The 13,186-nt window shown below is 74.9% G+C and carries 13 protein-coding genes; 6 read left to right on the forward strand and 7 right to left on the reverse strand.

The window, feature by feature from the left end:
* The first annotated feature begins 101 nt into the window (after positions 1-101).
* Entirely contained in the window at positions 102-968 is an 867-nt protein-coding gene (locus ACZ6AQ_RS14460) for a PHP domain-containing protein (RefSeq protein WP_468760108.1), read from the forward strand.
* Between the two features lie 336 nt (positions 969-1,304).
* Positions 1,305-1,910 carry a MarC family protein gene (locus tag ACZ6AQ_RS14465; RefSeq protein WP_468760109.1) on the forward strand — a complete coding sequence of 202 codons (606 nt, stop codon included), beginning with the start codon at positions 1,305-1,307 and terminating at the stop codon, positions 1,908-1,910.
* Positions 1,911-2,030: 120 nt separating this feature from the next.
* Here the strand turns inward: ACZ6AQ_RS14465 and ACZ6AQ_RS14470 are convergent, their stop codons facing one another.
* Positions 2,031-2,183 (reverse strand): hypothetical protein, encoded by a 153-nt coding sequence (locus tag ACZ6AQ_RS14470; protein ID WP_388693545.1) that lies wholly within the window; start codon positions 2,181-2,183, stop codon positions 2,031-2,033.
* A gap of 174 nt (positions 2,184-2,357) precedes the next feature.
* Here ACZ6AQ_RS14470 and ACZ6AQ_RS14475 point away from each other — a divergent pair, with 174 nt between their 5' ends.
* Positions 2,358-3,287 (forward strand): NYN domain-containing protein, encoded by a 930-nt coding sequence (locus tag ACZ6AQ_RS14475; RefSeq protein ID WP_388693547.1) that lies wholly within the window; start codon positions 2,358-2,360, stop codon positions 3,285-3,287.
* On the opposite strand, the gene ACZ6AQ_RS14480 is transcribed toward ACZ6AQ_RS14475, so the two are convergent.
* Together ACZ6AQ_RS14480 and ACZ6AQ_RS14485 are read right to left on the reverse strand one after the other, a co-directional pair.
* Positions 3,271-4,158 carry an alpha/beta hydrolase gene (locus ACZ6AQ_RS14480; protein WP_468760110.1) on the reverse strand — a complete coding sequence of 296 codons (888 nt, stop codon included), beginning with the start codon at positions 4,156-4,158 and terminating at the stop codon, positions 3,271-3,273. The genes ACZ6AQ_RS14475 and ACZ6AQ_RS14480 overlap by 17 nt on opposite strands.
* 172 nt (positions 4,159-4,330) lie before the next feature.
* Positions 4,331-7,228, reverse strand: coding sequence for a DEAD/DEAH box helicase (locus ACZ6AQ_RS14485; protein ID WP_468760233.1), 2,898 nt, complete (start codon positions 7,226-7,228; stop codon positions 4,331-4,333).
* Positions 7,229-7,715: 487 nt separating this feature from the next.
* On the opposite strand from ACZ6AQ_RS14485, the gene ACZ6AQ_RS14490 reads away from it, so the two are divergent.
* Positions 7,716-8,438, forward strand: a complete 723-nt coding sequence (locus tag ACZ6AQ_RS14490; RefSeq protein ID WP_467385701.1) for a ferritin-like fold-containing protein — start codon at positions 7,716-7,718, stop codon at positions 8,436-8,438.
* A 122-nt stretch (positions 8,439-8,560) separates the two neighbouring features.
* Here ACZ6AQ_RS14490 and ACZ6AQ_RS14495 read toward each other — a convergent pair whose 3' ends face one another.
* The 4 genes from ACZ6AQ_RS14495 to ACZ6AQ_RS14510 all read right to left on the reverse strand — a co-directional run bounded on the left by ACZ6AQ_RS14495 (position 8,561) and on the right by ACZ6AQ_RS14510 (position 10,412).
* Positions 8,561-8,830 carry a hypothetical protein gene (locus tag ACZ6AQ_RS14495; protein WP_468760112.1) on the reverse strand — a complete coding sequence of 90 codons (270 nt, stop codon included), beginning with the start codon at positions 8,828-8,830 and terminating at the stop codon, positions 8,561-8,563.
* 171 nt (positions 8,831-9,001) lie between these two features.
* Positions 9,002-9,229, reverse strand: coding sequence for a DUF3107 domain-containing protein (locus ACZ6AQ_RS14500; RefSeq protein WP_388693553.1), 228 nt, complete (start codon positions 9,227-9,229; stop codon positions 9,002-9,004).
* A 139-nt stretch (positions 9,230-9,368) separates the two neighbouring features.
* The gene (locus ACZ6AQ_RS14505) at positions 9,369-10,028 is read right to left on the reverse strand and encodes a TetR/AcrR family transcriptional regulator (protein WP_388693555.1); all 660 of its coding nucleotides are present in this window, start codon (positions 10,026-10,028) and stop codon (positions 9,369-9,371) included.
* 165 nt (positions 10,029-10,193) lie between these two features.
* Positions 10,194-10,412: a hypothetical protein gene (locus ACZ6AQ_RS14510; RefSeq protein ID WP_388693557.1), complete on the reverse strand. Its 219-nt coding sequence runs from the start codon at positions 10,410-10,412 to the stop codon at positions 10,194-10,196.
* A 152-nt stretch (positions 10,413-10,564) separates the two neighbouring features.
* Here ACZ6AQ_RS14510 and ACZ6AQ_RS14515 point away from each other — a divergent pair, with 152 nt between their 5' ends.
* The gene (locus tag ACZ6AQ_RS14515; RefSeq protein ID WP_468760114.1) at positions 10,565-11,530 is read left to right on the forward strand and encodes an alpha/beta fold hydrolase; all 966 of its coding nucleotides are present in this window, start codon (positions 10,565-10,567) and stop codon (positions 11,528-11,530) included.
* A 371-nt stretch (positions 11,531-11,901) separates the two neighbouring features.
* Entirely contained in the window at positions 11,902-12,924 is a 1,023-nt protein-coding gene (locus tag ACZ6AQ_RS14520) for a DUF3152 domain-containing protein (RefSeq protein ID WP_468760115.1), read from the forward strand.
* Positions 12,925-13,186: the final 262 nt, after the last annotated feature.

Below are 13,186 nucleotides of genomic sequence, written 5' to 3' on the forward strand. Positions count from 1 at the left end.
TCGCGGGGCGGTTCCGCCCGGGCGTCTCCGTACGGGTGTGTTCGATTCGCCCGTTATGCTGAAGCGTCCCCCGTCCGTCCCGAGCCCCGGAGCACCGCGTCGTGCGCATCGACCTGCACACCCACTCCACGGCCTCCGACGGCACGGACACCCCGGCCGAACTGGTCAGGAACGCGGCCGCGGCCGGGCTCGACGTCGTCGCCCTCACGGACCACGACACCACCCGCGGCCACGCCGAGGCCGTCGCCGCGCTGCCCGCCGGACTGACCCTCGTCACCGGGGCCGAGCTGTCCTGCCGGATGGACGGGACCAGTCTGCACCTGCTCGCGTACCTCTTCGACCCCGAGGAGCCGGCGCTCCTCGCCGAGCGCGAACTCGTCCGGGACGACCGGGTGCCGCGCGCCCGCGCCATGGTGGACAAGCTCCGGGAGCTGGGCGTCCCCGTCACCTGGGAGCAGGTGGCCCGGATCGCCGGCGACGGCTCCGTGGGCCGCCCGCACGTGGCCGAGGCCCTGGTCGAGCTCGGGGTCGTACCGGACGTGTCCGCCGCCTTCACGCCCGACTGGCTCGCCGACGGCGGCCGGGCGCACGTCGGCAAGCACGAGCTGGACCCGGTCGAGGCGATCCGTCTCGTCAAGGCGGCCGGAGGCGTCACCGTCTTCGCCCACCCGCTCGCCGCCAAGCGCGGCCGGGTGCTGCCGGAAGCCTCGATAGCCCGGCTCGCCGAGGCCGGGCTCGACGGCGTGGAGGTCGACCACATGGACCACGACGAGGCGACGCGGGCGCGGCTGCGCGGGCTCGCGAAGGAGCTGGGCCTGCTGACCACCGGCTCCAGCGACTACCACGGCAGCCGCAAGACCTGCCGCCTCGGCGAGTACACCACCGACCCCGAGATCTACGGCGAGATCACCCGCCGGGCGGCGGGGGCCTTCCCGGTCCCCGGCGCCGGGGGACCGGCCGCCTCCTAGGGCGCACTCCGCAAGGCCCCGTTCGCCCCTCGGGCGGACGGCGGCGCTTCCCCGGCGCGCTCCGGGCCGGCGGTTCCGGCCGGTCCGGGTCCCCCGGGACCGTCTCCCCGTGAGCCGGTCCCGGGGGCGGGCGGTCCGCCGCCCCGTTCCGTGCCCGGCCGTGCCGGTGGGCCGCCGCCCCGGCCCGTACGGAGGCTCCCGCCCCTTCCCGGTCCGTCCCCCGCGCGGTCACGCGCCGCACGGGGACGGCACCGCCCCTGCCCCGGAGCCGGAATCCAGCATTCCGATCCCGGGGCCACACCCCACCGTTCCACCTCTCCCGCAAGGCACCCCACCGTGTTCGACGTCGCCGTCTTCGGCTCGCTGTTCCTCACCCTCTTCGTGATCATGGACCCTCCCGGGATCACCCCGATCTTCCTCGCCCTCACCTCCGGCCGCCCGGCCAAGGTGCAGCGCCGGATGGCCTGGCAGGCCGTCGCCGTCGCCTTCGGCGTCATCGCCGTCTTCGGCGTCATGGGCCAGCAGATCCTGGCGTACCTGCACGTCTCCGTCCCCGCGCTGATGATCGCGGGCGGACTGCTCCTGCTGCTCATCGCGCTCGACCTGCTCACCGGGAAGACCGACGAACCCCAGCAGACCAAGGACGTCAACGTCGCCCTCGTGCCGCTCGGCATGCCCCTGCTCGCCGGGCCCGGCGCGATCGTCTCGGTCATCCTCGCCGTGCAGCACGCCGACGGCGCGGCCGCGCAGCTCTCCGTCTGGACCGCCATCGCCGCCATGCACGTCGTCCTCTGGCTGACCATGCGGTACTCGCTGGTGATCATCCGGATCATCAAGGACGGCGGCGTGGTCCTGGTGACCCGGCTCGCGGGCATGATGCTCTCCGCCATCGCCGTCCAGCAGATCATCAACGGCCTCACCCAGGTGATCCGGGGCTCCTGACCCCGGAGGGACCCGGTCCCGTCCCGGGAGCCCCGGGCCCGGACACCACTGCGCCCCCGTACGGATTCCGTCGTCGCGGAGTCCGTGCGGGGGCGCGGTGCGTGGGGTGGACCGGGCCTGTTACGAGGCCGAGGTCTCGGCGGGGCGGATCCAGATGCGCTGGCCGACAGAGGCGGCCTGCTGCACGATCCGGTTGACGGAGGCGGCGTCCACGACCGTCCGGTCGACGGGCGTGCCGTCGACGTCGTCGAGTCGCAGGATTTCGAAGCGCACGGGCTTCTCCCTTCGTCTGAGTTGATCCTCCTGGTGGAGAACTGCGTTACTGATCTGTACAACGACGTGCATCCTGCAAACATTCCTTACGCTAAGGAAAAATTTCGGATGGCTAACTACCGGTGGGTAGGGGGTGTGGCGACCACTCCGTCCGCAGCGGACAATGAGCCGCGTATGAACGACGCAGACACCACCCAGGTGACCGAGACCGACGCCCGCCTGCGCGCACTCGACGCACGTCTGGAGCGCACCAACGAGCTCCTCCGACGGATGCTGGCCGAGGTCGCCAAGACCCCCTCCACCCACGCCATCTTCGTCGACGCGGGTTACGTCCATGCTGCGGCCGGGTTGCTGGTGACGGGCACCGAGGACCGGCGCTCCTTCGACCTCGACGCGGAAGGACTCATCGACGCGTTCATCGACAAGGCCCGCACGATCTTCGCGGACAGCAGACTGCTGCGCGTCTACTGGTACGACGGCGCCCGGCGCCGCATCCACACCCCCGACCAGCAGGCCATCGCCGAACTCCCCGACGTCAAGGTCCGCCTCGGCAACCTCAACGCCAACAACCAGCAGAAGGGCGTCGACTCCCTCATCCGCACGGACCTGGAGTCCCTCGCCCGCCACCGCGCCATCAGCGACGCCGCCCTCGTCGGCGGCGACGAGGACCTGGTCTCCGCCGTCGAGGCCGCCCAGGGCTACGGCGCCCGCGTCCACCTCTGGGGCATCGAGGCCGCCGAGGGCCGCAACCAGGCCGAGGCGCTGCTCTGGGAGGTCGACAGCCAGCGCACCTTCGACCTGGACTTCTGCCGCCCGTACGTCACCCGCCGCCCCGTCACCACGTACGAGAACGAGGGCGAGCCGCCGCCCTCCCGCGAGGAGGTGCGCTTCGTCGGCGCCCGGATCGCGGCGACCTGGATCGCGGAGCGGGGCCGCGACCGGCTCGCCGAACTCCTCCCCGGCGCGCCCTACCTGCCCGGCACGATCGACCAGGACCTCCTGGTCGAGGCGGAGCGGCTGCTCAGCCGCTCCCTGCGCGGCCACCCGCCGCTCCGGCGCGCCCTGCGGGACGGCTTCTGGCAGCACCTCAAGGCGCAGTACTGACCCCGGCGGGCGCGGCCGTCCGCTCCCAGAAGCCGACGAGGCGGTCCGCCAGCTCGCGGGGGTGCGACACGTTGGGGGAGTGGCCCGCGCCCGCGATCACCGTGTGGTGCGCGCCGGTACGGGCCGCCGCCGCCGCGAGGTCCGCCGTCGACCAGACCATCTCGTCCGTCCCGTACGCGAAGTGCAGCGGCGCCGGCAGCGCGACCAGCTCCTCCGTGCCGTCCCGGCGGTCGAGCAGCAGCCGTCCGGCGCCCCTGAGCTGGGCGATCCGGGTCCGCGCCCACCGCCGCCGCAGGAAGTCCGCGACCTCCGGCACGTCGACGGTGTCCGGTTCCTCGCCCCGGCCGTCCAGCCGGCACATCGCCCGCCACACCCGGTCCTTCGGCAGCAGCGCGAGCGCGGTCCGCAGCGCCCGCACCCGGACCCGCTGCGGCCGGGACACCCGGCCGACGCCCGAGGAGAGCAGGGTGAGGGAGCGGAAGGCGTCCGGCGCGAGCGCCACCGCCGCGCGGGCCACCAGGCCGCCGAACGAGTGGCCGAGCAGATGGACGGGCCCGTCGCCGAGGGCGGCGGCCTGCGCCACCGCGTCGAGCGCGAGCGCCCTGCGGCGGTAGGCGGCCCGGCCCCGGGGTCCCGGGGTGTCGTTCTGCCCGCGTCCGTCCACGGCCACGGCCCGGTACCCGGCCTCGCCCAGCGGCTCCAGGAGGGCCAGGAAGTCCTCCTTGCTGCCCGTGTACCCGGGCAGCAGCAGCACCGTCCCGCGCCGCTCGCCGGCCGGCTCCGCGTCGAGCACGGCGAACGGCCCGCGCGCGGTCTCCAGGCGGCGGACACGGGTACGGGGAGGCAACACCAGCGACCGGGGCTTGCTCATACAGGGACTGTAACCGCCGGGGCGCGGGACGGTCCGGCCCGGCGGGAGGCGCCTCGCGACCGGGGCGTTCCCGGCCGTGCCGCCGCGCGCCGGCCGGACGGCGGGACCCCGGACGCCACCGCGGCCCGGCCCCCGGGGAGGGGCCGGGCCGCGGTGGCGGGACGGGACGGGCTCAGCTCTCGGCCGGGGCCGCCGTCTTCTTGGTGGTGCGGCGGCGCGGAGCCGCCTTCGGTGCCTCTTCGGCGACCGGCTCGACGGCCGCCTTCTTCGTCGTGCGACGACGGGTCGGCGCCTTCGGCTCGGAGGCGTCCGGAGCCTCGGCGGTGACCGTCTTCTTGGTCGTGCGGCGGCGGGGAGCCTTGGGGGCCTCCTCGGCGGCCTGGGCCGTTCCGGCGGTCTCGGCCGTCTCGACGGGTTCGGCCACGGCCTTCTTCGTCGTACGGCGGCGCGGGGCCTTGGGGGCCTCCTCGGCGGCCTGGGCCGTTCCGGCGGTCTCGGCCGTCTCGACGGGTTCGGCCACGGCCTTCTTGGTCGTGCGACGGCGCGGGGCCTTCGGAGCTTCCTCGACGGCCTGGGCCGTCCCGGCGGCTTCCGCGACGGGTTCGGCCACGGCCTTCTTGGTCGTGCGACGGCGGGGAGCCTTGGGGGCCTCCTCGACGGCCTGGGCCGTCCCGGTGGTCTCGGCGGTCACCGGTGCGTCGGCGGTCCCGGCGGCCGGGGCCCCGGCCACCGGCGAACCGGCGGCCTTCCGGACGGCGCGGCGGCGCGGGGCGGCCTCGGGGGCCTCCTCGACGGCGGCCGGCGGGGTCACGGCGGGGACCACGATGACGGCCGCGGCCCCGGCGGACGCCGGGGAACCGGCGGCCCTCGTGGCCGCGCGCCGACGGCGCGGAGCGGGCGCGGGGGCCTCCTCCACGGCCGGAGCGGCGACCGGCTCGGCGACGGCCTCGGCGGCCGGGGCCCCGGCGGTCACCGGCGAACCGGCGGGCCTGCGGGCCGCGCGGCGGCGGCGCGGAGCCGGCACCTCGGCGGAGGTCCCGGCCGGGTCCTCGGTGACGGCCGCGACGGTCTCGGCCGCCGGAGCGGGGGGCGCGGCGGTCTCGACGGCCGCGGCGGTCTCCACGGCCGGCTCGGCGGCGGGCTTCCCGGCGGTGCGGCGGCGCGAGGTCCTCTTCGGCTCCTCGCTCCTGCCCGGCTCCCCGGCCTTCGGCTCCGTCACGACGGCCGGGGTCCCGCCCACGGGGTTCGCCCGGAGGGCCGCCGCGGCGGTCTCGGGCGTCTGGAAGGAGACGGTGTCCTCGACCTGACGCGCCACCCGGGCGCGACGGCGGCGCGCCGCGAGGGACGGCGTCTGGCCGGCGGGAGTCGCCGGAGCCGCGGGGGTCCGGACGGCCGGAGCGGGCTCCGGGCGGGCGGCGCGGGCACGGCGGCGGGGGGCCTTCGGCTCCTCGCTCCGCCGCTCCTCGGTCCTCGCCGGCTGCTCGGTCCCGCGCTCCTCGACGACCGCCGGGGCCTCGGCGACGGCGACCGGAGCGGTCCGCGTCGCCGGGGCCGCCTGGGCCGACCGGTCGGCCGGGGGCGTCCGGTCGGCGGAGGCGGAGACGGTCTGCGCGACCGGTGCGGAGCCCTGGACGCCGACGCGGGTGCGACGGCGGCGGCGCGGAGTGCGCGGACCGGACTCGGCGGGGGCCTCGTCGGCGGACGTCTCGACGGCCGGGGCGGACGGCGCCTCGGCGGCCGGGGTACGGGTGGCCGGTGCCGCCGGGGCGTCACCGGACTCGCCGCCACGGGTGCGCCGGCGCTGGCGCGGGGTCCGGGTGCGCTCCGGGCCCTCCTCGGCCTTCTCCGCCGTCTTCGGGCCGCGCCCGCGACGGCCGCCGGGCTCGCCCAGGTCCTCCAGCTCCTCCGCGCCCAGGCCCGCGCGGGTCCGCTCGGCGCGGGGCAGGACGCCCTTGGTGCCGGCCGGGATGTCCAGCTCCTCGAAGAGGTGCGGGGAGCTGGAGTACGTCTCGACCGGGTCGTGGAAGTCCAGGCCGAGCGCCTTGTTGATGAGCTGCCAGCGCGGGATGTCGTCCCAGTCGACCAGCGTCACCGCCGTGCCCTTCGCCCCCGCGCGGCCGGTGCGGCCCACGCGGTGGAGGAACGTCTTCTCGTCCTCCGGCGTCTGGTAGTTGATGACATGGGTGACGCCCTCGACGTCGATGCCGCGCGCGGCGACGTCGGTGCAGACGAGCACGTCGACCTTGCCGTTGCGGAAGGCGCGCAGTGCCTGTTCGCGGGCGCCCTGGCCGAGGTCGCCGTGGACGGCGCCGGAGGCGAAGCCGCGGCGCTCCAGCTGCTCGGCGATGTCGGCCGCCGTGCGCTTCGTACGGCAGAAGATCATCGCGAGCCCGCGGCCGTTGGCCTGGAGGATGCGGGAGACCAGCTCCGGCTTGTCCATGTTGTGGGCGCGGTAGACGTGCTGCTTGATGTTGGCGACGGTCACGCCCTCGCCGTCGGGCGAGGTGGCGCGGATGTGCGTCGGCTGCGACATGTAGCGACGGGCCAGGCCGATGACCGCGCCCGGCATGGTGGCCGAGAAGAGCATCGTCTGGCGCTTCGCCGGAAGCATGTTCATGATCTTCTCGACGTCGGGCAGGAAGCCCAGGTCGAGCATCTCGTCGGCCTCGTCCAGGACGAGGACCCTGACGTGGGAGAGGTCGAGCTTGCGCTGGCCGGCCAGGTCGAGCAGGCGGCCGGGGGTGCCGACGACGACGTCGACGCCCTTCTGCAGCGCCTCGACCTGCGGCTCGTACGCCCGGCCGCCGTAGATGGCGAGCACGCGGACGTTGCGCACCTTGCCGGCGGTCAGCAGGTCGTTGGTGACCTGCTGGCACAGCTCGCGGGTGGGGACGACGACGAGCGCCTGCGGGGCGTCGGTGAGCTGCTCGGGCTTCGCCCGGCCGGCCTCGACGTCCAGGGGGACCGTCACGCGCTGCAGGATCGGCAGGCCGAAGCCGAGGGTCTTGCCCGTGCCGGTCTTGGCCTGGCCGATGACGTCGGTGCCGGTGAGGGCGACCGGGAGGGTCATCTCCTGGATGGGGAAGGGGTTCACGATGCCGACGGCCTCAAGGGCCTCGGCCGTCTCGGGAAGGATTCCGAGCTCTCGGAAAGTCGTAGTCAGGGTGCTGCCTCTTCTGTGAGACGCGGCGCGAGGCGAACGAAGGGGGTCGTACCGTGCCGGTACACTGCCGGCCCGGTCGGAAAGACCGCCGCCGGGTGGCACGGGACCACTGCCGTCGCTCGAGCGTCGTACCGCTGAGGGTGACCCTTCCGCGGGGTCCGCCGGAAGGGCTGTCGGGCCGGAGCCGATCGGGCCACCGACCGGGCATCCTCATTCATGCGTCGGCCCACCGGGTACGTCCGAACGTGCGAAAGCATGTCCGCATACTCGGCAGGCGCCTTACCACTGTACCCCGGAATCGCGCATGTGTGTCGGGTGGAAACGGGATGAGGGCGCGGTCACACTGACTGACCAGGACCTTCCACGGGTACGCGGGCGGGCTATTGTGCGCTGCATGGAGACGCCTGACAACGCCACACCCACCGGGATCGCCGCCAAGGACTGGGCGACGGCATCCGCCGAGCCGCAGTACCGCGCCGCCGTCATCGACCTCCTCGGCGCCCTGGCCTACGGAGAGCTGGCGGCCTTCGAGCGGCTCGCCGAGGACGCCAAGCTGGCGCCCACCCTCGCGGACAAGGCGGAGCTGGCGAAGATGGCCTCGGCCGAGTTCCACCACTTCGAGCAGTTGCGGAACCGGCTCGCGGCCGTCGACGCGGAGCCGACGGAGGCCATGGAGCCCTTCGCGAAGGCGCTCGACGACTTCCACCGCCAGACCGCGCCGTCGGACTGGCTGGAGGGCCTGGTCAAGGCGTACGTGGGCGACTCGATCGCCAGCGACTTCTACCGCGAGGTCGCGGCCCGGCTCGACTCCGACACCCGGGGCCTGGTCCTCTCCGTGCTCGACGACACCGGCCACGGGAACTTCGCCGTGGAGAAGGTCCGTGCCGCGATCGACGCCGACCCGCGCGTCGGCGGCCGGCTCGCGCTCTGGGCGCGCCGCCTGATGGGCGAGGCGCTCTCCCAGGCCCAGCGCGTGGTCGCCGAGCGGGACGCCCTCTCGACCATGCTGGTCGGCGGCGTCGCGGACGGCTTCGACCTCGCGGAGGTCGGCCGCATGTTCTCCCGGATCACCGAGGCGCACACCAAGCGGATGGCCGCGCTGGGCCTCGCCGCCTGATCACGCGCCGTACGGAGCCACCCGCCCCGTCTCCCGTGACGGAGCCACCCGCCCCGCGTCGCACGGAACCGTCCGCCCCGCGCCGCACGGCCGGCTCCGTACGGAGGGCGGGGCGGCGCCGTTCACACCGCGGCTGATCGGCGCAGGCGCCGCGAGGCCGGGCGGATCAGGAGCGAGAGGACGACCGCCGCCACCGCGACGGCGCCCACCAGGGTGGCGAGGGAGTGGCCGGGGCCGAGCGCCCCGTGGGTGACGAACGCGCCGAACACCCCGCCCAGGCCGCCGGTGACGAGGACGGGCCCCCGGCCGGGAAGACGGCCGGGCAGCCGGTGCAGGGCGGCCCAGGCCAGAACGAGACCGAGCAGGGCGGAACTGAGGGCTTCCAGATACACGGGGGGATCACCTCGCGAGGGGTGCGGGGCGGACGGTGCGGTCGAGGTCCTTCCTACCCGTGGCCCCCGGCGCACAATCCTTCCGTACCCCCGACGCGCGCGTGCGGACATGCGGCAGGGGCCCGGCGGACCGAGACGGTCCGGCCGGGCCCCTGCCGTGTGTCCGGGGTTTCAGAGCGCGCCGAAACCCACGCGGCGGACGGTGGGCTCACCGAGCTCCACGTACGCGATCCTGTCGGCCGGGATGAGGACCTTGCGGCCCTTCTCGTCCGCGAGGCTGAGCAGCTGCGCCTTGCCGGCCAGCGCGTCGGCAACCGCGCGCTCGACCTCCTCGGCGGACTGCCCGCTCTCCAGAACGATCTCCCGGGGTGCGTGCTGCACGCCGATCTTGACCTCCACGGCTATGTCCCTCCGAACGGTCAGCGTTGCGCGATCTACCCGCGCCGTACGCTGCACACATTAGCCCGGCGAGGGGACGCGTACGGCTCGACGGCCGCACGCCAGGAGCGAACAGCCGGGGGCACGGGCCCCTCCAGGATCAGTGCCCCTCGGCGCTGAGCTGCCCGTCGGCCGGATGCAGCGGGAAGCCCGCGATGCCGCGCCAGGCCAGCGAGGTCAGCAGCTCCACCGCCTTGTCGCGCGGGATGGGGGACTCGCTCGACAGCCAGTAGCGGGCGACGACCTGGGAGACGCCGCCGAGCCCCACGGCGAGCAGCATCGACTCGTCCTCGGACAGGCCGGTGTCCTCGGCGATCACCTCGGAGATCGCCTCGGCGCACTGGAGGCTGACTCGGTCCACGCGCTCGCGCACGGCCGGCTCGTTCGTCAGGTCGGACTCGAAGACCAGGCGGAACGCGCCGCCCTCGTCCTCGACGTAGGCGAAGTACGCGTCCATCGTCGCCGCCACCCGGAGCTTGTTGTCCGTGGTCGACGCCAGGGCCGTGCGCACCGCGAGGAGGAGGGACTCGCAGTGCTGGTCGAGCAGGGCGAGGTAGAGCTCCAGCTTCCCCGGGAAGTGCTGGTAGAGCACCGGCTTGCTGACCCCCGCCCGCTCGGCGATGTCGTCCATCGCGGCGGAGTGGTACCCCTGGGCGACGAAGACCTCCTGGGCCGCGCCGAGGAGCTGGTTCCGCCGGGCACGTCGCGGCAGGCGCGTGCCCCGGGGGCGTGCTGCCTCTGTCTGCTCGATGGCGCTCACGCGGCCTCCCAAATGTCGATCCATGCGCGCGGTGGCGACGCGCCGCCATCGTACTTTCGGGTAACCCGGCTGTGCGCGGTGCGGACGCAGGATTTCACGGAGCGGACGCCCCGGTCGACACGCGGTGCGGGAAACGGAACGGGGGACCGGTGGCGGACGCGGACGTCAGCGGTAGTCGTCCTCGTCCAGGGCGACCACCCGCGCCTGCTCGGCGGCGTCCGCCTCGTTCGCCGATTCGCGCTCGACGTGGGTCAGCGGCTCGTCCTCCTCGGGGCGCAGCTCCGTGTGCTGTTCGGCGGCGTCCGCCTCCGGCGTCTCCTCGTGCAGCACGACGACCTCTTCCTCCTCGGTGAACGTGTCCGGCTCGGTCGGATCGACAGTCATGCGGTTCCTTTCCGTGCGGGGCGAAGGGGGTCCTCTCCGACGGCTTCCCTTCGAGCGTAGGAGCACACGTGCCCCGGCGCACACGCACTTCGTACGCACTTGTGACCGCACCCACACACGGGCGCGCGTGATCGTCTCGTAATATTGCGCCCATGTCCTCGACCGAGCCGCCCGAAACCCGGACCGCCGCCGCACCGTCCGCGCCCCGGTCCCGTGCCGTACGGGTCGCCGAGGGCGAGGAGCTCCGCTCCGTCACGCTGCCCGGCCTCCGCCTCACCGTGCGCTCCCGGCCCGGCGACCGGCCCGGTCTGCCGCCCGCCCTGTACGTCCACGGCCTCGGCGGCTCCTCGCAGAACTGGTCCGCCCTGATGCCGCTGCTCGCGGACGTCGTGGACGGCGAGGCCGTCGACCTGCCCGGCTTCGGCGTCTCCCCGCCGCCCGGCGACGGCGACTACTCGGTCACCGGGCACGCCCGCGCCGTCATCCGCCTCCTCGACTCCGGGGCGCGCGGTCCGGTCCACCTGATCGGCAACTCGCTGGGCGGCGCCGTCGCCACCCGCGTCGCCGCCGTCCGGCCCGACCTGGTCCGCACCCTGACCCTGGTCTCCCCGGCCCTGCCCGAGCTGCGGGCCCAGCGCACCGCCTGGCCCACCGCGTTGCTCGCGCTGCCCGGCGTCCCCTCCTTCTTCGCGAAGCTCACCAGGGACTGGACGGCCGAACAGCGGGTACGCGGCGTCATGGCACTCTGCTACGGCGACCCCGGCCGGGTGACCGACGAGGGCTTCCTGCACGCGGTCGAGGAGATGGAGCGGCGCCTGCGGCTGCCGTACTTCTGGGACGCGATGGCCCGCTCCGCGCGCGGCATCGTCGACGCGTACACCCTCGGCGGGCAGCACGGGCTGTGGCGCCAGGCCGAACGGGTCCTCGCGCCGACGCTGCTCGTCTACGGCAGGCGCGACCGGCTCGTCTCGTACCGCACGGCGCTGAAGGCGGCCGCCGCCTTCGGCGGCTCGCGCCTGCTCACCCTCCCCGACGCGGGGCACGTGGCGATGATGGAGTACCCCGAGACGGTCGCCCAGGCCGTCCGGGAACTGATCGCCGATCACGGCGGGAGCTGATCCGGGGCGTGGGACGACACAGTCGCAAGGGCTCCGCGTCCCCGGTGGCCGACACCGGGCGGCGGGAGACGGACACACGGCCGGAGCCGGAACCGGCCGCCGGGCAGACCCCCGGGACGGGGCGCCGCCGCAGGCCCGCGACCGGCGACGGCCGGGACCGGACGGGCACACCGGCGCACGGGACACCGACGTACGGGACACCGGATGACGGGAGCGGGGCCCCGGGGACTCCCGCGCGCGGTACGCCGGTCCACGGGGGGGCCGGTTCGGCTCCCGGTTCCGGGGGCCCGCGCCACGGCACTCCCGCGCACGGCACCCCCGCCTTCGGCCGCGCCCCCGCGCGCGGCGATTCCGGCCGGGGGACGGCGACCGTGCGGGGCGGGCATCCGCAGCACGACGAGGAGGGCGGCCCGCGTCCCGCGCCGTACGCGGGCCGGCGCGCCGCCGCCCGGCCCCCCGCGCCCGAAGGGACCGACGGCCGGGAGCCGTTCGTCCCCGGGCCCCGTCCCGGGGACGGGGCCGAACCGGACCCCGGGACCGGTTCCGAACCCGGTTCCGGGACCCCGGCGGGCCGGAGCGGACTCGGCCGCACCCTCGCGGGCGTCGCGGCCGCCGCCGTCGCCACCGTCCTCGCCGTCGTCGTCACCGGACAGGTCACCGACCGGGGCGCGGCCCCGTCCGCCGCCCGCGCCGCCGGGGGACCGGCCGAGCGGGCCGCGGACGACGCCTCCGCCTCCCGTTCCGACGACCGCTCCACCCCGGCGCTCCCGACCCCCGCGCAGACCCCGGCGCCGACGTACGAACAGCTGATGACCCGGCAGTTCCCGATCGACCCGAAGCTGAAGGGGAGCGGCGTCTTCGAGGTCGTCCCCGGCTTCCAGAAGGCACCGGGCAGGGGAAGGCTCATCCGGTACCGGGTCGACGTGGAGAAGGGGCTCGGCCTCGATCCGCGGCTCTTCGCCGACGCCGTGCAGAAGACCCTCAACGACCGGCGGAGCTGGGCCGGCGACGGCGCGATGACGTTCGAGCGGGTCTCCAGCGGCGAGGCGCGGTTCGTGATCACGCTCGCCAGCCCCGGCACCACCGGCGACTGGTGCCGGAAGTCCGGACTCGACACGACCGTCGACAACGTGTCCTGCGACTCCGCCTCCACCGAGCGCGTGATGATCAACGCGTTCCGCTGGGCCCAGGGCGCCGTCACCTTCGGGCCCAAGGCCATGTACGCCTACCGGCAGATGCTCATCAACCACGAGGTGGGGCACCGGCTCGGCCACGGGCACGAACTCTGCCGCACCCCGGGCGCGCTCGCCCCCGTGATGCAGCAGCAGACCAAGTCCCTGGACATCGACGGCATTTCGTGCCGCCCCAACCCCTGGGTGCATCCCGGGAGTTGAGGCCCGGGGCGCCCCGCGGCCGAGGGCGCCCGCCCCGGTCGCCCCGTCGCGGCCCCCTCGCCCGCCCGCCCGGCCCCCGCCCGACGCCGCGCCGCTTAGCGCGGCGGAACGCGATCGGGGCGGGAAAGTTACGAGCATTCACCCCTTCCGGTGGCGGGGGGGGGAAAAGGCCGGCGGCTCACCGGCTCTTCCCCCTCCGGTCTTCTCTCCGTGGGGTGGGGAAACAAAAGGGGGAAAAGGCAAAAGAGAGGGGGGGGGGAAC

The organism is Streptomyces sp. NPDC041191, from assembly GCF_055591945.1.